Source organism: Botrimarina colliarenosi (genome assembly GCF_007859955.1).
Classification (GTDB): domain Bacteria; phylum Planctomycetota; class Planctomycetia; order Pirellulales; family Lacipirellulaceae; genus Botrimarina; species Botrimarina colliarenosi.
The window spans coordinates 333164-355395 of the sequence record NZ_SJPR01000003.1 but is presented as its reverse complement, the minus strand read 5'-3'; the positions used below and the strand labels follow the sequence as shown (position 1 = coordinate 355395).

At 67.7% G+C, this 22232-nt stretch carries 14 protein-coding genes; 8 read left to right on the top strand and 6 right to left on the bottom strand.

The features are described 5' to 3' along the window. The first annotated feature begins 350 nt into the window (after window positions 1–350). Both Pla108_RS13100 and Pla108_RS13095 read left to right on the top strand, forming a co-directional pair. The gene (locus tag Pla108_RS13100) at window positions 351–1094 is read left to right on the top strand and encodes a DUF480 domain-containing protein (protein ID WP_146445402.1); all 744 of its coding nucleotides are present in this window, start codon (window positions 351–353) and stop codon (window positions 1092–1094) included. A gap of 78 nt (window positions 1095–1172) precedes the next feature. Further along, window positions 1173–2237, top strand: coding sequence for a bile acid:sodium symporter (locus tag Pla108_RS13095; RefSeq protein ID WP_146445401.1), 1065 nt, complete (start codon window positions 1173–1175; stop codon window positions 2235–2237). A gap of 18 nt (window positions 2238–2255) precedes the next feature. Here the strand turns inward: Pla108_RS13095 and Pla108_RS13090 are convergent, their stop codons facing one another. Then, entirely contained in the window at window positions 2256–5000 is a 2745-nt protein-coding gene (locus Pla108_RS13090) for a protein kinase domain-containing protein (RefSeq protein WP_146445400.1), read from the bottom strand. 207 nt (window positions 5001–5207) lie between these two features. Here Pla108_RS13090 and Pla108_RS20995 point away from each other — a divergent pair, with 207 nt between their 5' ends. The 6 genes from Pla108_RS20995 to Pla108_RS13065 all read left to right on the top strand — a co-directional run bounded on the left by Pla108_RS20995 (window position 5208) and on the right by Pla108_RS13065 (window position 15080). Further along, window positions 5208–5354, top strand: coding sequence for a hypothetical protein (locus tag Pla108_RS20995; RefSeq protein WP_197526531.1), 147 nt, complete (start codon window positions 5208–5210; stop codon window positions 5352–5354). 956 nt (window positions 5355–6310) lie between these two features. Beyond that, window positions 6311–7297 (top strand): dockerin type I repeat-containing protein, encoded by a 987-nt coding sequence (locus tag Pla108_RS13085; RefSeq protein ID WP_146445399.1) that lies wholly within the window; start codon window positions 6311–6313, stop codon window positions 7295–7297. Window positions 7298–8141: 844 nt separating this feature from the next. Further along, on the top strand, window positions 8142–8861 hold the full coding sequence (locus Pla108_RS13080; RefSeq protein ID WP_146445398.1) for a PEP-CTERM sorting domain-containing protein: 720 nt from the start codon (window positions 8142–8144) through the stop codon (window positions 8859–8861). Between the two features lie 196 nt (window positions 8862–9057). Beyond that, window positions 9058–9666, top strand: a complete 609-nt coding sequence (locus Pla108_RS13075; protein WP_197526530.1) for a PEP-CTERM sorting domain-containing protein — start codon at window positions 9058–9060, stop codon at window positions 9664–9666. 373 nt (window positions 9667–10039) lie between these two features. Beyond that, complete coding sequence (locus tag Pla108_RS13070; RefSeq protein ID WP_146445396.1) at window positions 10040–13249, top strand: multiheme c-type cytochrome; 3210 nt, start codon at window positions 10040–10042, stop codon at window positions 13247–13249. 124 nt (window positions 13250–13373) lie between these two features. Continuing rightward, a complete protein-coding gene (locus tag Pla108_RS13065; protein ID WP_146445395.1) occupies window positions 13374–15080 on the top strand; it encodes a hypothetical protein in 1707 nt (568 codons plus the stop codon). Between the two features lie 103 nt (window positions 15081–15183). Here the strand turns inward: Pla108_RS13065 and Pla108_RS13060 are convergent, their stop codons facing one another. The 5 genes from Pla108_RS13060 to Pla108_RS13040 form a co-directional block, all read right to left on the bottom strand. Beyond that, the gene (locus Pla108_RS13060; protein WP_146445394.1) at window positions 15184–17154 is read right to left on the bottom strand and encodes a hypothetical protein; all 1971 of its coding nucleotides are present in this window, start codon (window positions 17152–17154) and stop codon (window positions 15184–15186) included. Further along, window positions 17151–17936: a hypothetical protein gene (locus tag Pla108_RS13055; RefSeq protein WP_146445393.1), complete on the bottom strand. Its 786-nt coding sequence runs from the start codon at window positions 17934–17936 to the stop codon at window positions 17151–17153. Before Pla108_RS13055 ends, Pla108_RS13060 begins: the two co-directional genes overlap by 4 nt. Window positions 17937–17979: 43 nt before the next feature. Beyond that, on the bottom strand, window positions 17980–19671 hold the full coding sequence (locus Pla108_RS13050) for a cyclic nucleotide-binding domain-containing protein (RefSeq protein WP_146445392.1): 1692 nt from the start codon (window positions 19669–19671) through the stop codon (window positions 17980–17982). A 77-nt stretch (window positions 19672–19748) separates the two neighbouring features. Next, window positions 19749–20744: a cytochrome c family protein gene (locus Pla108_RS13045; protein ID WP_197526529.1), complete on the bottom strand. Its 996-nt coding sequence runs from the start codon at window positions 20742–20744 to the stop codon at window positions 19749–19751. Between the two features lie 116 nt (window positions 20745–20860). After that, the gene (locus Pla108_RS13040; RefSeq protein ID WP_146445390.1) at window positions 20861–22129 is read right to left on the bottom strand and encodes a 2Fe-2S iron-sulfur cluster-binding protein; all 1269 of its coding nucleotides are present in this window, start codon (window positions 22127–22129) and stop codon (window positions 20861–20863) included. Window positions 22130–22232: the final 103 nt, after the last annotated feature.

The following is a 22232-nucleotide window of genomic DNA, read 5'->3' as shown; positions in this document are numbered from 1 at the left end:
TGATTCGTCCGGAGATCCGCTACGACTGGACCGCCAGCGACGCCGCCGCCAACAACGTCGGCTTCGCCAACGCCGAAGAGTTCAACAGCGCCAAGTTCGGCATGGACGTGATCTTCACCTTCTGATCACCGACACGCTTAGCTGACAGCTGAAAGCTATCGACCGCGGGTCGCCCAAGTGGCGGCCCGCGGTTTTTTTGTTTGGCGACGTCGCGATGATGAGCCCCGACCTTCTGGGAGCCGAACCTCGGCCCGCCACGCGGCTCGGCCGCTCCCTGACGGCCGCGGCTCGTTAGCGCTACGATAGGGTCTGCCGCGAGAGATGCTTCCTCCCCCGACAGGCGTGACACGATGTCCGATACTCCCCCCGCTCACCCCGGCCCGCTTGAGTCGTTCGAGCGCCGCGTGCTCGGTGTCCTGGTCGAGAAGGCCAAGACGACCCCCGACGCCTACCCGCTGTCGGCTAAGGCCCTGCTTACGGGCTGCAACCAGAAGAACAACCGCTTCCCGCAGATGGCCCTCGACGAGGACCAGGTCGAGCGCGCAACCGACACGCTGCGGCAGAAGGGGGCGCTGACCGTCGTCCAGGGCGACTCGCGCGTCGAGCGTTATCGCCACCGCTTGTACGAGTGGCTTGGCGTCGAGAAAGCCGAGCTGGCGGTTGTCGCCGAACTGCTGCTGCGGGGCGCTCAAACGGTCGGCGACCTGCGGGGCCGAGCCGCCCGGATGGAGCCGATCGCCGGCCTCTCGGAGCTGATGCCGATTGTCGATGCGTTGGTGTCGCGAGGCTTGGTGGAGTATCTGAGCCCGCCGGGACGCGGGGCGATCGTCTCGCACACCTTCTACACGCCGAGCGAACGGGACCGCGTCTGCCGCGACCTGGGCGTCGGCGGTGGGCCGCCGTCCTCGGGCCACGCTCCTCCCCCACCCCCGCCTGCACCTCGGGCCGGCGGACCGCCGCCTCCCCCCCCGCCACCACCGCCACCCGGCCGCGATTTTGCGTCCGACCTCGCCGAATTGCGGGAAGAACTCACCACCCAGATTGACGAACTACGAGACGAGGTCGAGCGCCTTCGACAGCGGGTCGAAGGCTAGTGAAGCCCAGCAGGAAGCCGACCGGCGGACGGGGTCGGAACCTCGCAGCGGCGCCGCCGGGTGGTTAGGTTCCAACAAATGCCAACCCGCGACGCCGCCCCGCCGACGCCCCCGCACCGCGCCGAAGCGACGGCCCGGTGGGTGCGCCGTTGGCTCGTCGGGCTCTTGGCGGCGAGCTACGTGCTGGCCGCCGCCGCTCCGGCGGCCGGCGTCTGGATGGCGGGCCTCGGCGCCGACGCCGCGGGCGATCCGACCGCGATGCGGTTCTCGCTGGTGATGGTCGGCGTGCTGCTGGTGTGCGGCGCGATGGCGGTCGATGTGGTCAAGCTCCGTGAGCTGCCAGAGCGGCCATTGAGCCTGCTGATCGCCCTGGCGGGCGTCTGGGGCCCGCCGCTGGTTGTCGTCGGCCTGTGGGGCGTGCTGGCCCCGGCGTGGCTCACCGCGGGGGACGCGGCCGCCCTAGCGGTAGGGCTCGCTCTGGCGGGGGCGATGCCCGTCGCCAACTCGGCGGTCGCCTGGACGCACCAGTCGGGCGGCAGCCTCGTCTGGGCCCTCGGGCTGGTCGTGCTCTCGATCTGCCTCTGCCCGTGGGTGACGCCCGCGCTGCTGAGGCTGATGGGTCTCACGCTCACAGGTTCGAGCGCCGCCGCGGCGGACCTGCTCGTATCGCGGTTCACCGGCGCGATCTTCCTCGTCTGGGTGCTCGGGCCGACACTGCTGGGCTTCGCCATCCGGGCCGTCGCCGGGGCGCGGCGAGTGGCGGCGATCACCCCCTGGCTGACGATCGTTTCGGCCGTCTCACTGCTGCTCTTGAACTACGCCAACGCCGCGACGGCCTTGCCGAAGGTCTTCGCCGAATCGCATTGGGCCCTGCTGGCGACGACGGTGATCGCGGCCGCGACCCTCCCGCTCGCGGGGGCGCTCCCCGCGTGGCCTGCCTCCGCCCTGGCGGGCGTCTCGCGGCGGGGACGGATCGCCTGGGCCTACTCGCTGGGGATGAAAAACACCGGCTTGGCGCTCGGCTTGGCGGGGGCGACCCTCGGCGACCAGCCGGTCGCGGTGCTGGCGATCCTCGCCGTGACGCTAACGCAGCACATGGTTGCCGGGGGCGTCCACGCCTGGGTGGCGCGTTCCGCCGAGTAGGCCCGCGGCGTGGGGTTGTCACCGCACCGGGGTCTGAACAATCACCACCCACGGGCCGCGGGGATCGACGCCGAGCGTCTTCGGGGCAACCGCCGCAACGGCGCCGAGGTATCGCAACCCGGGCCGCCCCAAGATGTCGGGGTACTCGCCCAAGAGCGTCCCCTTCGTCGAACTCCGCCGTCTAGCGATCGCGGCGAGCAACTCGTCGCTGAGCCGCAGCGGCGCGCCGGCGCGGCTGTACGACGAGAGCTCACGGTGGTGCAGCACAAGCCCCTTGTACAGGTCGGTTTGCAGATAGTCGGCCCCCGTGTCGGCAAGCAAGATCTCGGACCCGCCCGCCGCCTCGAGCTCGCTAAATTCGGCGAAGTCACCTAGCGAGATCGACATCGCTAACACGCCCAACACCGGCGGACGACCTCCGGCACGGACGACGCCGTAGATCGGGACCGAGAACGCGACCTTCAGCTCGCCCTGCGCCGACGTGCTTTCGTAGACGGCCGAACGGTGCGGGCTGCGGAGTGGGTCGGCCGTATCGACGTCGTCCGGCAGGTTGTGCCCCTGGCCGTGGAAATAATCGCGGCTGGCGTAATCGTGTCCCATTGAGGTCGGTGAGTACGGCGCCCGGGCGACCTGCACCCCTTTGTCGTCGGTGACGAACCAACTGCTCGAGCGGAAGCCGAGCATCGCGTCGCCGTTGCTCCGTTGATCGATGATCCACTTCTGGAGCGGATGATTGCGGTCGCCCAATTCGGGAGCATCAACGTCTGAGTCGCTTGGGGGGCGCGGCGCCAGCCACTGCTGCAACAGGGCGTCTTCCGCGGCGGCCTCAAGGCGGTGGATACGCCGGTCGATCGCCGTCGCCAGGTCGCGTGCGGTGAGGCCCGCGACCGATTCGAGTCTTTCGGCAACCTGCGAAGGGTCGGCGCCGAGCTTCCACCACCAGACGGCCACCACCGCCGCGCAGGCCGCGGCCGTTACCGCCGCGACCAGCAGCCAGCCGAACCGCCGGGCGGGCGTCCCTAGCGCCGCGCTGCTCAAGAGGCTCCGTCCGCTGCGACCGGTTGGGGCGTCGGTTTCGAGAGAGGCCCGATTGGGACGGGTCTCGTCGCGAGCGAGCCGGGCCAGGGCGCCCCCCAGCCGCAGCCGTGTGACCCGCTCCGCCAGCCGGTTGCCGACCGCCATTGGGGCGAGCGCGTCCGCGACTTCCAGCGGCGACTGCGGCCGCTCCGCCGGGTCTTTGGCGAGCATCCGCTGCACCAACGCCGTCAACTCCCGTGGCGCCCCACACGCCGGCCGCAGCGGCGGGATCGGCGCCGTCGAGTGCGCCCGCTCTGGCTTGAGGTCGGACTGGGCGTACGGCGGTTCACCCATGAGCAGGCAATAGAGCGTGCAGCCCAGGCTATAGATGTCCGCGCGGATATCGACCGAGGTCGTCCGCCATTGCTCGGGGGGCATGTAGTAGCCGGTCCCCATGCCGCCGCGGTCGAAGCGGGTCAGGCGTTCCTCATCGCCCCCCACCAGCAAGGCGAGGCCGAGGTCGAGCAGCTTCACGACGGGCAGCTTGGCTGCGCTCGCGCTGCGGAAGCTGCCGCTGTCGGCCCCACCGGCGGGCAGGTGAGGATTGCTGGCCAGTGTCACCATCAGGTTCGACGGTTTCACGTCGCGGTGGACGAGCCCCTGCTCCTCCAGATGCGCCAGCCCGAGGGCCGCTTGCCGGGCGATCTCGCACGCGTCCGCCACCGGCAGAGGGCCTTCCGCCTCGAGCAACGCGTCGACGCCCAGACCGTCGACGTACTCCATCACCAAGTAGTGTTCTTCATCGTCGGGATTCGACGAGTCGATCGCCACCACGAGGTTCGGGTGCTCCAGCGCCCCGGTAGCACGGATCTCTTGGTAGAACCGCCGGACGACCGCTTCGCCCCCCGCTTCGACCAGGTCGGGGCGGATGATCTTCACGGCCCGCGGGCGGTCAAACTGGGCGTGCCGCGCCTTGTAGACGTTCCCCATCCCGCCGGCGCCGAGCAGTTCTTGCAGCTCGTAGTTGCCGACGCGGCGCGGTCGTACTGCCGTGCCAGAGACGCCGGAGGCCCTTTGGGTCTCGCCCCCGTCCGACTGGGCGACGTACTCCGTCAGCCCCATCGTCCGCGGCAATACGCTCCATTCGCGCTGCGCCGCATCGGACGGGTTACGCCGTGGCGGCGCGGGGCGGCGGCCCGGGTAGAGGATCTCGTAGAGCTCGGCGGCGCCGATTCCCCGCAGCTCGTGCGGGCCGTGGGAATGGAGCCAGACACCATCGAGGACGCCGTCTTCGATCAGCGAGGCGGTGGTCCGGGAGACCAGGATCTGGCTCCCCTGGGCGTGGTCCGCCAGCCTCGCGGCGTAGTCGACGGCGCGGCCCACGAAGTTGTCGGGATCGGCGGGGTCGGGCTGCGGCGCGCCGGCGTGCATGCCGATCCGCACCTCGGCGGGTGGCCCCCCCTCGGTAGCGGCGATCGGCGTCTCGCGGTGCAGCCGCATCACCTCAATCGCCCACAGCGTGGCCCGGGCCGTGTCTGGAAAGACCAGGAAATGCCCGTCGCCCGCTGTCGAGACGACACGCCCGTCGGCGGCGGCGAGCCCCGCCTCGATCCGTTCGCGGTGCGGCTGCAGCACCCGCTCGACGTAGGCCACGTCGCGCGAAGCGGCGTCGACGCCCGGCATGCGCTGCTTGAGCGCCACGGAGCCCACCAGGTCGGTGAAGACAAACGTGGTGAGCTGGGCCATCGGCAGCGGTGCGTCAAGCGGAAGGAGTTAGACCAGCGGGTATCGTACGCGATTCAAGCGACAGATAAACGCCAAGCGGCGGCAGAGTTGGTGAGCGGCACGGCGTTAGCCGCCGGTGAATCGCCGAGGGGGCTACCGGCGGCTAGCGCCGTGCCGCTCACAAGAAGGGTCGCTCCCAGTCCCTCGGGGGTGGAAGCTCGAGCTCGATTGCTCGCCCTGCCGCTAACCATCAACGAGAATCTGGCCATCAACGAGAATCTGGCCGTCAACGAGAATCTGGCCGTCAAGTTCCGGGGAAGAACCCGAAAAAACAAGGGCTGGCGACGCTCGAAGCGTCGCCAGCCCGTGGGTTAACTCGATTTGAACGGCGTCGTGCGCCGCGTTGGTTACTGGTACAGAGAGGGTAACACTCCTGCTCGGGGTTGATTTGATTTCGCGGGATGCGTGCGGCGAGTCCGCAGCGTCGTTTCAGCCCCGATCAACCTGCGCCGCGCTTCGGCTCTGAGCGAGCGGCCGCCATCCTCGTGTTGATCTTGTCAGATCGAGAGGGCGTCGCGACGGCCCTGGTGGGTCGCCGGACAGGCAAGCACGCCTCGGTTAAGGTCGCGGTTGATCGGGCGCCTCGCGGCGCTGTCGGTCGCCGTCACGCCCGGGTCTTCAGGCGGCGCTGGCCCAATCTCTCGGACGCTGGCCGCAGGAACACGGACGAAACAAACGAACGAGCGGTTGGATCCTCCTAGACGGATGTTGCGGAAACGTGGCGGGCCACCGAACCGGCGCCCGCCCCACTCTGCTACGCGTCTCTTGTCGAGTCAGTTCCACTCCCTCAGGAGATTCGCCTCGCCGGCGGCTCACAGGCCCCGGCGAGATTCGGGAGGCGAGCTGGCCAGCCCTCACCTCAGGTCGTCTCGACGAGTGTTGTGTTACCCCTTCGAGCCAAGGCGAGTCAAAGCTATTTGGTCGAAAAAGGCGCCACGCTTCGGGATTTCCAGGACGCCCGATCGGCGTGCAACGGTCGGCTAAATCGTGCGGTTTTCGGCCGCCGGAATAGCCCCGGGGACCTCGTACGAACCGTTACCAGCCGCACAACCGCCGCCCCGCAGCCCCCCAAAACGTACGATCGCACCAGGCCGACCGCGTCGGCCTCGATTCGCCTCGCTAAACGCTCGCCGGATCGCCGGCAGCTCGGTTAACCTGGGGTTTGTAGGAAGAGTGCGCCGCCCTCACCCCCCTGCCGCAGACCTTCCGGCGCTCACCTTCCGCCCCCGCCCCTTCGTCACGGTGCTCCCCCTCTCGGAGCTTTCTGGAATATGAACTCGTTGCGTACGCTCCTGACCCCCCTCGCTCTGCTGCTCGTGACGGCTAGCCCCTTGCTGGCTGCGAAGATCGACCTGCGTCTGGACGTCACCTATGCGGGCGCCGTCCCCAGCGCCGGTGGGACTTGGAAGCTGTTCGCGAAGACCGACGAGGTCGGCCTTTTCTCGCTCGGCACGACGCTACTGGGCGTCAACGCCGCGATCACCCCCGAGTTGCCCCGCGGCCGCGTTAACGGCAGCGCCAGCGACAACGCAGGCTTCGCAACGTTCAGCAATAAGTCGATCGGCGCAACGCAAGAGCTCTACCTCGCGCAGCAGGTCGCGCCGATGAGCGCCGCGCAGCAAGGTGTTTTCTACGGCGTCGGGACGCTCGACAACGGATCGCCCAACTACCCAGGCCGACAAGCGGGCACTTCGTCACTCGGACCCAACATCACGTCGCTCACCGCCGTACAGTCCGTCCCCTGGGCCCTTGCGGACCCGCTCTGGGCGACCGGCGTCACGGTCGCGAGCGGCACGTTTGCCGTCGGCGCCACGCCCCGCTTCTCGGCGTCGGCTGGCGATCTCGAGGGATCGCTGCTCACCAGCCTCGGCGGCCTCTCGGCGCCGGGCGACATCACGCTTGATGTCGCCTTCACGACGCTGGTTAGCACCAACCTCGACTTCGGCGTCGCGACCGGCGACTACAACGGGGACGGCCGCGTCAACGCCGCCGACTACACGTACTGGCGCGACCGCCTGAACCAGAATGTCACGCCGCTCACCAGCGCCGACGGCAACGGCGACGGCGTCATCAACGGCCTCGACTACACGGTCTGGACAACTCACTACGGCGACGTCGCCCCGGTGGGGATCGCCTTGGCCGTCCCCGAACCGGGCGCCCTGTTTTCGGCCGCCCTGGGCGGTCTGCTGCTAGCGGGCAAGCGTCTCTCGCATTGCGGTCGGCCGGGAAAAACGAAACATTCAGGCGGGATTGCTTGACAGTGCGGCCCGTCCTGAGGATATTCAATTCAGTTCGTGGGTCCGCCCGCGGCGACTCGTCACCGCGATCCCGCTAGATCGCATCGCTCCCATCGGCAACGGAAGGCTCCAGTCGAGCAACTCTCTGTCTCAGGCAAGTTTCTGTCGGCGGCACGGTGTTCTTCGACTCAGCGTTTCGGTCTTGCCAGCGTCGGCAGCCTGCAACAGCGGATCATCCGGGGGCAGTACGGCGAAAAAAAGCAGTACGGCGAAAAGCAGTACGGCGAAAAGCAGTACGGCGAAAGACGCAGTACGGCGAAAGACCTGTGATTCAGCGGACTTCTGGCGTTTGGCCCCTTAAAAAAGCCGTCGCCCGAAAATGCAATTCGCAGCTATCGCGCAGAAAACCTACCAATTTTGCACAACAAGCTTGAAAGGGGTCGCATCGCCGAGTTGAATAGGGCCATAGCTTCCTACGGGAAGTAAAAGCTCTACCGACAAACGGGCGATCGCCTCCGGGCGACAATGCCTGACTCCCTGCGGGTCTGATTCCGCGGGAAGTTGCCCGGGCCGAGCACGACACCAAACGATCCGACACAACTCAAACGGCTAAGCGGCACGGACGAGTCTTGAAGCCGCTCCCATGGCTCCGCACGCTAAGTGCACCGCCTCGGGAGTTGCGAGAGAGCGAAGCAGCAAGAAGCTGCGATAGCGACCTGGCGACGGCTCGACTCGATGGACGGCTCGCCGCTGATTTTTCAACTTTGTCGATTTTCCTTAGTTCGAGTTTTCCGCAGGGCGCCCGGCACCTTCCCGCTCGGCAACTCTGGTGAATCTCAATTCTCAAGTGGGTGGAGAGAAACGAATGTCCTGGAAGAGCATTGCTTGTGTAGCCGCACTCGGCGCCATGGCGGCGCCGGCCCTCGCGGTCCCCTCGATCGCCATTGTCGACCTCGGTGGCGGCGTCGGCCAGCTGCAGGTCATCACGACTTCAGCAGGTTCGCTCGGCGCTGAGCTTTCGCTGAGCCTCAGCGGCGCCACGCTGACTGGCGCCACGCTGAGCAGCGGGTCGATCTTCGACACCGCCAACCCCGGCGCCAACCCGCTGACTGGCACCGAAACGACTGGCATCCAGCTGTTCGACGCCAGCAGCCTGTTCGTTTCGTACGGCTCGAGTGTCGCTGCCGGAGCCGGCAACTACCCGCTCCTCGACTTCACCTTCACCGGTAACGGCACGGCGAGCTCGACGGGCGTGGTCGCTCAAAACGGCTTGCTCGGCTTGACGCTGAACGCCGGGCCGACGGCCATTTCGACCGGAAACATTTGGGACTTCGAGCCAGACGGTGACGTTGACATCATCGATTTCGGCAACTTCGCCGACGCCTTCAACAACGGCGCTCCGTTGCCCGGCACTGGCGGCTACGGCGATGGCGAGCCAGACGGTGACGTTGACATCATCGATTTCGGCAACTTCGCCGACGCCTTCAACGCGAGCCAGGGTGGAGCAACCGCCATTCCCGAACCCGCTACTATCCTGCTCGGCATGATCGGTTTTGCTTGCCTGAGCGTCCGTCGCTCCGCTTGAGACTGCTTGGGAATCATTGGTCGAATCGGCGCCTCGGTATCCCACCGAGGCGCCGGCTAGGCAAACAGTTACCACCGAGGTGAGTTGCTAATGCAGCACTGAGTTTGAGGTCAATAAGCACTTTAGATTCTAGTACCCGAGAGCTTTGTTTCGCTCAGATAGCAATCTCGGCATTTCCAAGCACTGAATACTCTTTTTGAACAAGCGAGTTTACACAATGCGTAATTTCATCCTTGCTGCTTTGCTCGTCATTTCTGCCTCCGCAGCCAGCGCTGGTACGATCAGCGCTAGTGCAGTCGATACCCCGGGCCTCTCCGGCTACCAGACGGTCACGTTCTCGTACGAAGAGGGCACAGGTGAGTCGTTCAGGGGCTTTGACGCGACGTTTGAAGGAGTGATCAACCAGATCAACCCCTTCACCCTGGGCACGGTGTTTACCGACAATAACGCGGTCATTCCGGCTGCGGGTGGCCTGGTTGCTCAGGACTCGCAGTTCCTGTTTGCGAGCTCGCAGATTCTGTCGATCGGTGCCCAAGAAGGCCCCGGTATCCTCAAGGCTGCCGTTTCGAACTTGGCGCCGCTTAACCTGCCAAACCCGGTCGCGTTCGCCCAGGTTGTGACCAACGCCCCGCTGACCACGACCGTTCGTGTCGCTCTCGACAACGGCACTGGTCTCGATGAGATCTACACCGGCACGGTTGACTTCTTTGTCAACGGCGGCACCGACCCGATGATCCCCGAGCCCTCGACCGCCATCCTCGCCGGTTTGGCTCTGGTTGGCTTCGCCGCTCGTCGGAACGGCTGAATTGGTTAACGACCACCCCTCGGGGTGGACTTGATAGCTGAAAACGCAAAAGAGGCCCGTGGGTTCGCCCACGGGCCTCTTTTCGTTTGGCGGTCGGCGGAGCGACCCATTTGTGAGCGGCACGGCGCTAGCCGCCGGTTGCCCACTCAGTGATTCACCGGCGGCTAGCGCCGTGCCGCTCACTACAAAACGACTCTGCCGGTTGCGTTGAGTCGGCGGGTCCGGGGCGAATCGGCGGGGACGCCGCGGCGCGAGCGACGATCCAGACGCAGAGAGACCGTCTGTCTGTAGCGGTGGCGCCGGCTATGCCAGCATGGCGCGCCGGCGGGCCCGGGACGGTTGATCTCGCCGGATCGAACGCCGCACAACGCCGATGGACCGCCCCCTCAAGCCCGCCGCCGTCGAAGCCCGCCGTCTGCTGACGCTGGGCTTGGTGGTCGTTGCGGCCGTGATGGTGTGCCGGGCCGGGTGGCTGGCTGTGCAACGTTGCGGCCCCTCCGTGGAACGCCCCGAGGCGGCTGTGGCGGCGATGCCGCCGACAGACGCAGGCCCTCCCGCCTCGCCATCGACCGGCGATTCGGGCCGGCTCTCGATGCAGGATTACGCGGCGATCGTTGGCCTTTGCCCGGCGTCGATCAATGACCTCCCCCCGGAGGTGCTGCCGCTCGAGGTGATCCGGCAGGCGGATGTTTCACCGTCGGCAACGGCGCCAACGAAGCTGCCGCCGCCGCACGCCCTCACGGCCGATCGCCAAGCCGCACCGCCCGTAGGACGGCTGACCGGCATCCGCCTCGCGTCACGCGGCACGACGTTGCCCCTGGCCGTCGATCAACGGTTGGCCCAAGCGGCGCCCCCCACCGATGGTTGGTTGGTGGCGCCCGACGCCTGGTTCTCGCCCGAGGACCTGGCTTCGCAGGAAGAGTCCGAGCCGGCGAATGCACCGCTAGATGAGGTCGATGAGCCGGAGGAATCAGTCGAGGCGCCAATCGAGGCGCCGATCCCGACCGAACCCGCCCCGACCGAAGCGACGCCACTAACCACAGCGGCGCCGCTGCCCACAGCGCCGATAGAGTCGGCCGTGCCGGATGATTCGTCACCCCAGCGCGAGACAGCCCCCGTTGGGTTGCCTGCCGGGACGCCCGAACGCCCGCTGCTGACCGAATCCGCCCCGGAGGGGCCGGCGGTCAATGAACGGTCCGACGAGGATTCGCAGCCATCGAGCCCGGCGGCGACCTTCCGGCCATCCGAATCGACGCCTTTGCCGGCCGAGACTCCCTACCCCGACACCAGTGATCCGACGCCTCCACCGGCGGTGCATCGTGGATTTGAAGTCGGCCCGGCCTTCTCCCCCCCAGGGGTCGCGGCAACGGATTCGGAGCCAATGCCGACGGAATCGATAACGGCGCGCAAACCCGAGGTAGCGGCCCCCGTCAACGAGCCCGCTTCGTCCGGAGCGTCCCAACCCGAGATCGAAGGTCCGGCCTGGAGCGGCCCGTTCGACGCGGTTGTTCCCGCCGAGGAACCATCGACGTCGCAGGACGCCCCCCCGGCAGCGGCATCGGTTGAAGCGCCACCGGTGGAAGCGCCGCCGGAAAGCCGCGTCCGAGACGGGTTTGAAGCGTCCCCGCCGCCGGCAGGCGTCCCCGTGGATCCTTCGGCGGCGGACCGGCGGGTGACCAAAGAGCGGACGGAAGCGGGTTCCGAAATGGTTCCGAGTCCACCGCCAATCGCGAAGCCAGCCAGCCCGGTGGCCCCGTCGTCCGAAGCCCCCCGGACCGAGGCGCTGTCGCGTCCGGCGCCCGCCGCGGCTAAACCGCTATTCGAGGCCCCAACCGCCCCGGCGCCGTCGCCCCATGCCGGCGGCGCCAAAGCGGCCGCCGAGGCGAAGCAGGCGGCGGGCGGCAAGAGCGCCGACGAATCGCACAGCGAGCTGTTCGCCAAGCACAACTACCCCTCCGCCCTGCAGTGTGCGGAGTGCCACCAGCGGGCCTACGACGAGTGGAGCGTGTCGAGCCACGCCTATGCGTACGTCTCGCCGATGTTCCATAAGTTCGAGCAGACGATCGCCAACCTCAGCAATGGCACGGTCGGCCACTTCTGCACGCGCTGCCACTCGCCGGTAGCGACCGCGATGTACGAACCCCGCAGCGTGCCGCTGGGGCACATCGCCGAGAGCGCCCGCGAAGGGGTCACCTGCATCGCCTGCCACCGCGTTAACCAGCGGTGGGGCAAGAGCAACGGCGAACGCCGTATCGTGCCGGGCGACATTCACGCCCCGATCTACGGCGGTTTGGGTGGCGACGGCGTCGCCGAGGTGGTCGCCAAGGCGAAGGAATACAAGGTCAAGACGTCGCCTGATCAGAAGGGCCCCGGCGTGGCGATCCACAACGAGGGGCGGTTCTTCGACCAACTCACCGTCGCCGAGGCGTGCACGAGCTGCCACCAAGTGGCGGTTCACCCGGGCATCAAGCTCGAGGTGGTGTGGGAACAGTACCGGGCGTCGCCGGCGTGCAAGAAGGGCGTCACCTGCCAGGATTGCCACATGGGGCGCGTCCCCGGTGTGGCGGCGGGCTACAACCTCGGCCCTGTGGCGGAAATCAACGGCAAGGCGGTCAACAGCCAGCGTCGGCAGCACAGCCACATCTTCTACGGGCCGGGCTACTCGATCGCGCACCCGGGGGTCTTCCCCCAGCATAAGGACGCCAAGAAATGGAAGTTCGACGAATGGCTGCTGTACGACTGGCGCGCGGGCTGGGGAACGGATGAGTTCGAGGAACGGCTTGAGAAGCTCGAGGACGACGGCGTCGACACCACGAAGTGGTTCCCCGCCGTCTGGGCCGATCCCGACGACCGCTACGACGCCCGCGAGGTGATCGACGACAACCTCGATCGCCTGAAAAAGAAGCGCCGGTACCGCGAGCTCGTGATGGAGAACGGCTCGAAGGTCGACGGCCCTTTCTTCCGCGAGCCGCCCGCCGCGGGCCGTGACCTCGTCTTCGACTACGTCGTGACCAACCTCAACGAGGGGCACAACCTGCCGACCGCCTCGCTCGGCGCCCAGCCGCAGTTGTGGGCGAACGTCGTGCTGATCGGCCCCGACGGACGCCGCCTGTGGGAGACCGGCTACACCGACTCGAACGGCGACCTGTGCGACATCCACTCGGTCGACGTGCGGCACGGGCGGGCCCCGTTCGACAAGCAGCTGTTCAATCTACAAACGATGTTCCTGATCACCGGCGCCACGGGGACCGACCGCGAGTTCTACCTGCCGGTGAACCTCGACTTCGACCAGGTCGCGCAGCTCCGCCCCGGCGCGCAGCCGATCAGCGTGCTCAATCACCCGCCGTTCATCCGCATGGAAAGCCGTTCGCTGGCCGCGTTGGGACGCAAGAAAGTGAAGTACACCGTGCCGGCGGAGCTGTTGCGGCAGCCGGGCCGGTATCGCCTCAGCTTCCGCCTACGGAATCGGACCGAGCCGATGTACTTCATGCGGCTCTGCGAATCGACGCCTGAGATGCTGCGGGCGATGACCGAAGGAACGCTCGACATCCACCCGCAAAGCGTCGAGTTCGACGTGTACTGAGCAACGATTGATGGCGAGGCGGGCGACGCGAGTCGTCGGAGGGGACCACGGATAACACCGATCAACACGGATGAGTAAGAGTCCCCCCCTCCCCCTCAAAGGGGCGGGGAATTTGATAAAAGGCATGAATCGACTCGCGTTTGCCGCCGCCCTCACGCTCTGCCTCTTTGGGGCAGCGGGCGGCGCGTGCGCCGAGGGGTTGTTCGCTCCGCCGACTAACGTCGACGGCTCGCCTGAACCGCTGCGTGTCGCCTGGAGCTGTGGGGTTTCTTCGCCGGGGCAGCCGGTGGTGGGACGCTTCGGGCTTTTCGCGCCGCCGCCGCTCGCCGCGACCGAGTTGCCGACCGAGGCCTACGCCTGCCCGGCGCCCACAAGCGACGCCGAGGGAAAAGGCTCCGAGAAGAAAGCGAAGGAGCCGGTGATCCCTCAAGTCGAGTGCCACCCCCACTGCGTTGACCCCTACGCGTGCGAGACCCCGCTCGACACGGGGGATTTTAGCGCGGACGCGTTCTTCGCCCCCTACGACGCCTGCGGCGAACTCGGCGTCTACAACAACAAGCAAGAGATCCCGACCCAGCGACCCCTCATCGAGTGGGGTCAACCCTTCTACGGGCCGGGCCCCACGCCGATCGCTAGCGAAGCGTTGGGTCCGACCAACCTCGTCATCCCGAAGTTCTACGTCTACGGCGACTACCGCGTCGGCCTGGCGCAGAACGACCTGGTTGGGCAGGAACAGACGGTGCTCGCCCACCGGCTGAACCTGGAGCTCGACTACTGGATCACCTCGACCGAGCGGGTCCACGGCTTCCTCGGGCCGTTCCAGCGGAACGCCCAATTCATGCGGGTTGTTGACGGCGATTTCATCACCGAGCTCGACTTCTTCCAGGCCGAGACCGACACGCTGTTCTTCGAGGGCGATCTTGGTCAGATGCTCGGCGGCATCGAGAGTCGCTACGCGTCGTTCGATCTGCCCGTCACGTTCGGACTGGTGCCGCTCATCTTCCAGAACGGCATCTGGGCGCAAGACGCGCTCGTCGGCGGCGCGTTCACCCTGCCCGCGAAGAACAGCCCGTGGCTCGATTGGTCGAACTTCGACGTCACGTTCTTCGGCGGTTTCGACCGGATCTCGTCGGGCGCGCTCGACTTTGACGAAGACGCCGGCGCGATCCTCGGCGCCACGACCTTCGTCGAGACACGGGGCGGTTACTTCGAAGTCGGTTACGGCTATGTCGACGACCAAGACGGCGGCGGCCGCAGCTACCACAACCTGGGCGTCAGCTACACGCGTCGCTACGCCAACCTCGTGTCGAACTCGGTGCGGGCGATCTTCAACGCCGGGCAAGACGCGAATGGCGGCCGCCAGACGGCCGACGGCGTGCTCCTGCTCTGCGAGAACACGTTTCTCACCGAGAACCCCTACAACGTGCTGCCGTACGTCAACTTCTTCGCCGGCTTCGACCGCCCCCAGCCGCTGGCGCGGGCCGGGGTGTTCGGCGGCGTGCTGTTCAACACGGGCATCCTCTTTCAGAGCGACCAGCTCACCGGCTATCCGACGCTCGACGCGACGGGCAACAACACCTACGGCGCCGCCGTGGGTGTCGATTTGCTGTCGCCCGCCTTCAGCCAGCAGCTCATCATCGAGGCGGCCGCGGTCAAGACGATGGGCGCCGTGGGAGACCGCGTGGCGGCTGGGGACCAGGTTGGCGTCGGCGTCCGCTGGCAGAAGAAGCTCTCGACCGCCACGCTAATCCGCGCCGACGCGATGGTCGGGCTGCTCGACAACTCCGACGACGTGAGCGGAGCGCGCGTCGAGTACCGGTGGAAGTTCTAGTGCGGATCGGCATCTAAACCAGGGCCGCCCGAGGCTAGCGCCGATGGCTCAAGTAGGGGGCGCCTTTTAGCCGCAGGCGCTAGCCTCGGGCAGCGCTACGACACTACGGCCTCACCCTGAGCGGCGTCTCGACGTGGTAGTTGTGGCACTGCGTGCAGCTGTCGCCCGCGGCGTGCGGCTTGTGGCACGACGCACAGGCCGCCGTTGATAGCGCGGCGAACTCGCTCGCCGGACGCGCTGGGTCGAAACCTGCGTACGCCCGGGACGGGTCGGCGGTGGCGTCGATGCGGTGGCAGTGCGTGCAGTCGGCGAGTTCTGGCTGTACCAAGTGCGGGCGGTGTGAAAAGCGGGTGAAGCCGCGTGGCTCGTCGAGCCGCTCGCGGCCCCGCCAGTTGACCGCGAAGCCGGCCGGCGTTTGGTCGATGCTGTGACAGTCGAAGCAAGCGCCCGGCGCGCCCGGCCGGCGGAACTCGGCGAGACACGCTTCCCGCAGTGCTGTGTACTGGTCCGGCAACGCGACGATCGCATCGAGCCAAGCCCGCACCAACTCGTCGTCGTGCCCGGTGGGTCGATAGCGGAGCGTGAGCTGTTGGTCATCGACCGACCAACCGCCGCCGGTGCGCCGGTCTTCGACCGCGTCGAACTCCTCGGGGGGAGCCGCGGCGCCGAGCCACGTCCCTTGAATGCGGTCCACGAGTTCGATCGGGAGCCGCCCGACGTAGTCGGCTTCCGCCTTGACCTTGTGTCCCAGCAGCGTTCGCAGGCGGTACGCGATTGCGCCGTGGCCTTCTTCTTGCAGATCGCTAAGCAAGCGCTTAAGCGAGTCGATGACGGTCTTGGCGGCGGCAAGCTGCTCGGCGTCCTCGGATTCAACGTCGAAGAACGAGAAATCGGCGCCGAGCGTCTGCATCGCCTGGTGGGCGGCCGGATCGGCCGCGAGCAGCAGCTTGGTGAAGGCCGGCAGCTCGCCGTCGAAGTCGCCCTTCCCCTGCTCGGGCCATTCACCGGCATCGACGGCGGCGGGGTCGATTGTCGGCAGCGCCAGGAACGCCAAGCCGTCGCCAAAGCTCTTGCCGATATCGGCGTCGTGGCACTCGGCGCAGCTCTGGTGATAGTCGGGCCGCATCGTGAGGTCGCCCGTCGAGTCCTCAAGGTGGCACGACCGGCAATCGAACGACCGGCTCGCCTTCAAGTAATGCTGGCCGCTGTGCGAGGCGTGGTTGAATGCGATCCGCGTCCGCCGCGCTATGGGCCACGAGCCGAAGTCGGGGTGGTCGTCGGCGAAGCGGGTGTAGCGTTCGGAGTGGCAGGCTTGGCAACGGGTGTCGGTGATCGCGGTGAGGTCGTGCCCCGCTCCGTGGTGCTCTTGGTGACAGGCGGCGCAGGCGAGCGGGTCCGCCATCGACCGTCCGTGTGCCGGGGCGCCGAGAGCCATGCCGCTCACGAGCCCCGCCTCGGAGAACAACGCGCTCGGTTTGGCGGCCTGCGGCAGCGCTTCGGTAGGCAGGCCGTGCGCTAGCAAGGGCTCGCGTCCGTTGGCCGCCAGGTCTTGATGGCACTTCACGCAGAGCCCTGATTGGGTCGCGCCGTCGTGGGCGGCGCTGCTCCAGGCTGCCGCCACCCAGGCGGTCGGTCCCTCGTTGGCGCCCGGGTGACACGCCGCGCAGCGGTTGGACCAGTCGGCCCGCGCGATCACTTGTGCGTGGTGCGACGACAGCTCGCCCGGCGCCGCCAACTCGTTCCGCATCCCGGCGCCGAGCAGCATCAGCAGGGCGCCGGCGGCAAAGACCGCTGCGCCGCGTAGCCAACGGCGGCGAACCCGCCGCAGCGAGGGCTTCGGCCGGCACGTTTTCACAAGGCAGCAGGCGCCGTCGGGTGTGGGGCCGGACTCGCACTCGCCGCCGCGGCCTGGACTGCGGTTGCAGACCCAACGGTCGCCCGCCCGGATCGGCGCGCACTCCGCCAAACGGGGGCAACGCCCCGCACAGGTCGGCCCTACCGAACAGGGATCGCCCTGCGACTCCAGACCGCAGAGCCAGCGGTCGTGCGGGCGGTCGTATCCCGACGGGCTCATAACGTCGGCCCCCCGCGGAAGGCCAGCGCCATCACGCCATGCGCGGCGCCGACGACGAGCAGCGCCCAGGTCAGGCCGATGTGACCGAACAGCCACGCCTTCAGCACGCCTTGGCGGGCGGCGTGGAAATCCAGATCGTCCTTCCGTCGCACCAGCTGGAACAACCGCTCGGCGGCGGACCGCTCGGGCTCGGTGAGGAACCGATCGACCGACGTGAGTTCGTTGAAGAGGCGCCGACGGGCCGTTGTCGTCGGCCGTAGTGTGTATCGCAACGCCCGGGGCCGGCGGAAGAAGCCGTGCAGCCGGTCGGCGTAGAAGTCGGCGAGGGTCGTCGCCCCGGTGGCGTGGACCGCATCGACCACCACCGTCCGGGCGTCGCGCTGCACCGAACTCCGCAGCCGAGGGATCTGCTCAAAGATGAATTGCTCGCCGGTTCGGGCCAGTTGCTTCGGAATCGTCCGCGTCAGATAGAAACCAAGGACGCCACTGGCGAAAGCGCCCGCGTAGAGCAAGGCGAGCGAACCTTCGACGACGCCGCTGGGCCAACGCCCGCCGATGTGTGCGTAGAAGAGCGCCCCCGAAGCGATCGCGACCACCAAGTGGGCCTGCAGCCAACTGCGGCTCTTCCCGAGCGGCAGGCCCGGCAGCTTCTTCCGAAGCTGGTACGCCGCAAGAAAGACGACCGCCCCGTAGAGCACGTAACCCGTCGCGTAGGCGCTGCGGGCGAGACTCGCTTCGAGCTGGGTCACCCACAGGGCGCAGCCCACGACGGCGCCCGCCACGAGGGCGACGTTGCGCAGCCGGCGGCGGACCTGGACCTGGCGGTTAATGCTGGCTCCAAGCGGCGAGTTGCGTCGGCGTCGTTAGATCAATCCGCACCAGGGCGTCGTGCGGGCAGGCGTGCTGGCAAGCCGGTCCCGTCGGCTGGTCGGCGCACAGGTCGCACTTCGTCGCCCGCAACAACGGCTGGCCGGTCGCCTGGTCAATGACGATGGCGCCCGTTGGCTCGCGGATCTCCACCATCTTGATAGCGCTATAGGGACAGCTGTTCGCACACGTCGAGCAGCCGACGCAGGTGTTGTCGTTGATCCGCACGACGCCGGTCTCTTCGTCACGATGGATCGCCCCGGTGGGGCAGCCAATCATGCAGACCGGGTCGACACAGTGCATGCACGCCTGGGCGAACTGCAATTGGTCGTGGAGTAACCCCTCGCGTGTGAAGCGGGGGTTGCCGTCGTGCGTCGCGGCGCAGGCCCGCAGGCAATCGTCGCAACGGGTGCAGCGATCGAGGTCGATCACCATCGATTGCGTGCCGTTCACCAGCCGTCGATCAACCAAGAAGTCGAGTGTCCGGGCCGGCGCGGCGCCGGGCGACGGCTGGTAGACCGCGTCGTCGTAGCGCGAGCGCTCGCGCCAGCGCAACCGCTGCGATTCGGGGACCGTTGGCGCCACTTCGGCAAGGAACACAGCGGGCGGGATCGCGATTGCGTCGAGTCGGCCCACGGCGCTAAGCGTCCGCCGCCAGACCGCCGGCTCGCCCCGCTCGGCGGCGAGGATCAGTTCTTCGACGCCCAGGGTCCGCCCTTTGCCGAGATACGCGATCGTGCGGCGTCCCTCCCCTAACTCGCTCGCCAACCGTCCCACCCCGCCACGCACCAGCAACACCGCGTCAACCGGCTCTCCTTCTTCGACGACGATCGGCTCGCGACGGAGCCGTTCCAAAGGGTCCGAGGCGGCGTCGAGCTTAGCCGTCTCGGACCAATCGAACGAGCCGTACGACGCGAACGTTACCGACTCCTTAACCCTTGCGAACGCAGCCTCGTCAAGCGCCGCCAGCAAGGGCGTGTTGCGTAGGTGTCCATCGAGATGGTTCTTGCGGTAGAGCTCGTCAACGTGCCGCCGCAACGCGGGTGTGGACTGCATCAGGTCGCGGAGGCCCTGCCAACGGATCTCGAGCAACACGCACGCGGTTTCGGCAAAGACGGTCGCCGTATGGGGTGAACGCGTAATCGCCGCCTGCTCACCAAACAGCTCGCCGGGGCCTAGCAGCGCCGTCCGGTTGGCGTCTAACACCGCCGGCAGGTCCTGCACGAAGACCCCCGCGCCGGGGTGCGTGGGCGAGAACGCCGCCGCCTTGGGGGCCCGCACCTCGGGCGCGCTGGGCCGCTGCAACAATTGTGCGATCGCCCGGGCGAGCTGCGCACCGCGTCGTTTTGGGGTGCGGCCCAGCGTCGCCGGGGGGAGGCTCTCGAGGGTGGCCCGCACCTGACCGTCGAGCACCAACAGCGCCGAGGAACCATAGTCCCCTTCTCTGACGACGATCTCGCCGGGCTGGTACTGCCGCACCCGGGTGTCGTTCCGCAAGATCTCACGCAGCGGCGTCGCCCGCGGGAACACGGCCGGGTCCATCGCCGCGAACGGCGGCACACCGAGCAGACGGTCCACCGTCCGTGACGTCATCGCCACGTCGAGTGGTTTGTCCCAGCGCTCGGGGCGTGGTCGGGCGACTTCTAGCATGCGGGGGAGGGAGGACGGTAGGTGGTTAGGTGGGTAGGAAAGGTTTCTTGTGGGAGGCGCCTCCCACAGGACGTTAGTTACTTGTAGGCGTTGGGGGGTGGCAGGAGGTCGTCAATCGCTGTGAGCCGGGCGCCGTCGGCGCGCTCGGCGAAGGCGTAGGCGGCGTCGCTGATCGCATCGGCGGCGGCGTTGATCGCCTCGGCGTTGCCAAGTTTCAATTCGAGCGTCGCCACCGCGTCGAGCGCCGGGGCGATGATCGGGTCGCTGAGCCGCCGCTGCACCTCCCAGAGCGTCTGCTTGCGGGTAGCGGCGCGGGCGGCGGCCGTCTTGGCGAACGTCCCTGCGGCCGTCGCCTTCGCCGTAGCGCGGAGGCTGTATTCCAGGTCGGTCATCAGCCCCACCACGTACATCACCCGTACGCGGGCGAGCGAGCTCGGCTCGTTGGTGGCGCCGTTCGATCGGACGAAGTTGTGCCGCACGCTCCCTTGCGACCAGGCGACCAAATCGAAGTCGCCGCTGCCGGCCGGGTGGCCGCCGACGTCAACCAGTTCTTGGTCGGGGGTCGTGTGGCAATCGAAACACTGCCGCGCGACGAGGTACAGGTTCGAGGGATTGTTCATCCCGGCCGCGATACTCGCCAACCGGCGTCGCTGGCGGGCGTCGGGCGTCTCGGTCTCGCGGGTCACGCCGGGGCCGTACTCGGCGTGGATCTCGACCCAGTCCCGGGCCGGCCCGTGGCACGACTCGCACGAGACGCCCGAGTCGATCCGGACCCGGCCCCGTGACTCACGCTCGGTGTAGTGGCAGCGGACACAGGTCGCATTGCGTTTGACGCTCCGCAGGCCGAGCCGGTCGGCGATTGCGTCCGCCTCGGGCCGGCGGTGGAGCGTGTCAACAGTCAGGGCGTGTGGCGTCTGCTCCCACTGCGCCACCTCGGCGGCGTGGCACTTCTTGCACGCATCGGACCCCAGAACCTTGGCGGGGTCGAACTCATGCTCGACCGGCGGCTGCGCGCGGACAAAGCCCGTCGCGAGTGCGATCGTCAGGAAGACAGAGATCCGAGTGAAATCCACGGGTTCCTTCCCGTTGGAGGAGCTGGTACGCGTTGCTGACGTTCGGTTGATTGAATCGGCGCCGTCGTGAAGCGTTTGCCTTGCGCGGGTTATATGAAGGCAAAGGCTTCGGGAGGCTAAGTCTCAATGACGACCTGCCCTTCGGGCAGGCTGATGCACGCTAAGCACTCGTCCGAGGACATGACAACGCCCGGCTGCCGCAGCGCGTTCACCTTGCCTTGCAGCACCCGGACGCGGCAGGCGCCGCAGTTGCCGGCTCGACAGCCCGACCCCACCGGCACACCCGCTGCCTCGGCCAGGTCGAGCAGCGACGCGTGGGCGCCGTCCCAGACGAGCGGCTCGCCGGTCGGCGAGAAACGCACTTGGCTGCCGAGCGCCTTCTCGAGGAGCGACGCGCCCGACTTTGTGTTGACACTCGCGGGTCCGAACGCCTCGTAGTGGATCGCCTCTTCGGGCACGCCCCAGTCGAGCAGTTCGGGGACGAGCGTCTGCATCATCCGCGACGGGCCGCAGAGGTAGAAATCGAAGTTGCTTGATGGCAACTGGCTCCGCAACAACTCCAGGGACACGTGCCCACGCGAGTGGTAATGCACGCCGAGCCGGTCGGCCTCCGCCGGACGCGAGTAGGCGTAGTGAGGCCGTACAAGCGGGTTCTGGTCGCTGATCGCGTTCACCGTGTCCGCAAACAGGTGGGACGCGCCGTCACGGAAGCCAAAGAAGGCGTAGGTCGGCGTCGTGAGTCGCGTGTGTTGCGCCGCCTCGAGCATCGACACCAGGGGCGTCACGCCTACCCCGGCGCCGATGAGCACCGCGGGCCGCGGTTGGCCAGGGTTATAGAAGAACGCCCCCTTCGGGGCTTCGCAGCGCAGCGTCATGCCGGGCCGCGCGTGGCGGTGGAGCCAGCTGCTCGCCACGCCTGCGGGTAGATCGGGCGCATCGGGCGGCGCGTCCTGTCGACGGACAGAGAGCCGGTAGTACTCGGGGCGGGGCCGGTCGGAGAGTGAGTAGCACCGCACGACCTCGTCGCCACCCGGGCCGGCGGGCAGCGCGATGGTCAGGTACTGGCCCGGCAAGAATCGCGGCAACGGACGCCCGGCGGGGTCGGTTAGGAACAGCGACTTCACGTCGGCGGTCTCGTCCACCACGGCCGAGACGCGTAGGTCGCGGCGTCCCTCCCAAGCGAGCTGGCGGGCGAGCCGCGCGCGGGCCGACTCGGCGGCGGCGTGCACCTCTCGGCGGAAAGCGACCGCATCGGCGTCGCTCTCGCGGCGGCGGCGGACACGCGACCGCCAAACCCCCACAGCGCCCAGCGCAGCCTGCCCCGTCACGGCGAGGCACATCGCCGCGCCGCTGTAGAACAGCAGCGGGTCGCCGGGGGCGGGCATAGCGAGGGGATCGGGCAAAGGACGGGCGTTAAGCTCCGTCTTGTAGCACCCTTACGTGGTTGCCAGCAACACGAGCGAGCCCCCGTGACGACTTGCCGCCAGC

Bases quoted from the DNA above. Each gene is read 5' to 3' on its own strand.
- Pla108_RS13060 (WP_146445394.1), bottom strand. From the start codon at position 17,154: ATGAGCCCGTCGGGATACGACCGCCCGCACGACCGCTGGCTCTGCGGT.
- Pla108_RS13080 (WP_146445398.1), top strand. From the start codon at position 8,142: ATGTCCTGGAAGAGCATTGCTTGTGTAGCCGCACTCGGCGCCATGGCG.
- Pla108_RS13065 (WP_146445395.1), top strand. From the start codon at position 13,374: ATGAATCGACTCGCGTTTGCCGCCGCCCTCACGCTCTGCCTCTTTGGG.
- Pla108_RS13100 (WP_146445402.1), top strand. From the start codon at position 351: ATGTCCGATACTCCCCCCGCTCACCCCGGCCCGCTTGAGTCGTTCGAG.
- Pla108_RS13095 (WP_146445401.1), top strand. From the start codon at position 1,173: ATGCCAACCCGCGACGCCGCCCCGCCGACGCCCCCGCACCGCGCCGAA.
- Pla108_RS13040 (WP_146445390.1), bottom strand. From the start codon at position 22,129: ATGCCCGCCCCCGGCGACCCGCTGCTGTTCTACAGCGGCGCGGCGATG.
- Pla108_RS13090 (WP_146445400.1), bottom strand. From the start codon at position 5,000: ATGGCCCAGCTCACCACGTTTGTCTTCACCGACCTGGTGGGCTCCGTG.
- Pla108_RS13050 (WP_146445392.1), bottom strand. From the start codon at position 19,671: ATGCTAGAAGTCGCCCGACCACGCCCCGAGCGCTGGGACAAACCACTC.
- Pla108_RS13070 (WP_146445396.1), top strand. From the start codon at position 10,040: ATGGACCGCCCCCTCAAGCCCGCCGCCGTCGAAGCCCGCCGTCTGCTG.
- Pla108_RS13085 (WP_146445399.1), top strand. From the start codon at position 6,311: ATGAACTCGTTGCGTACGCTCCTGACCCCCCTCGCTCTGCTGCTCGTG.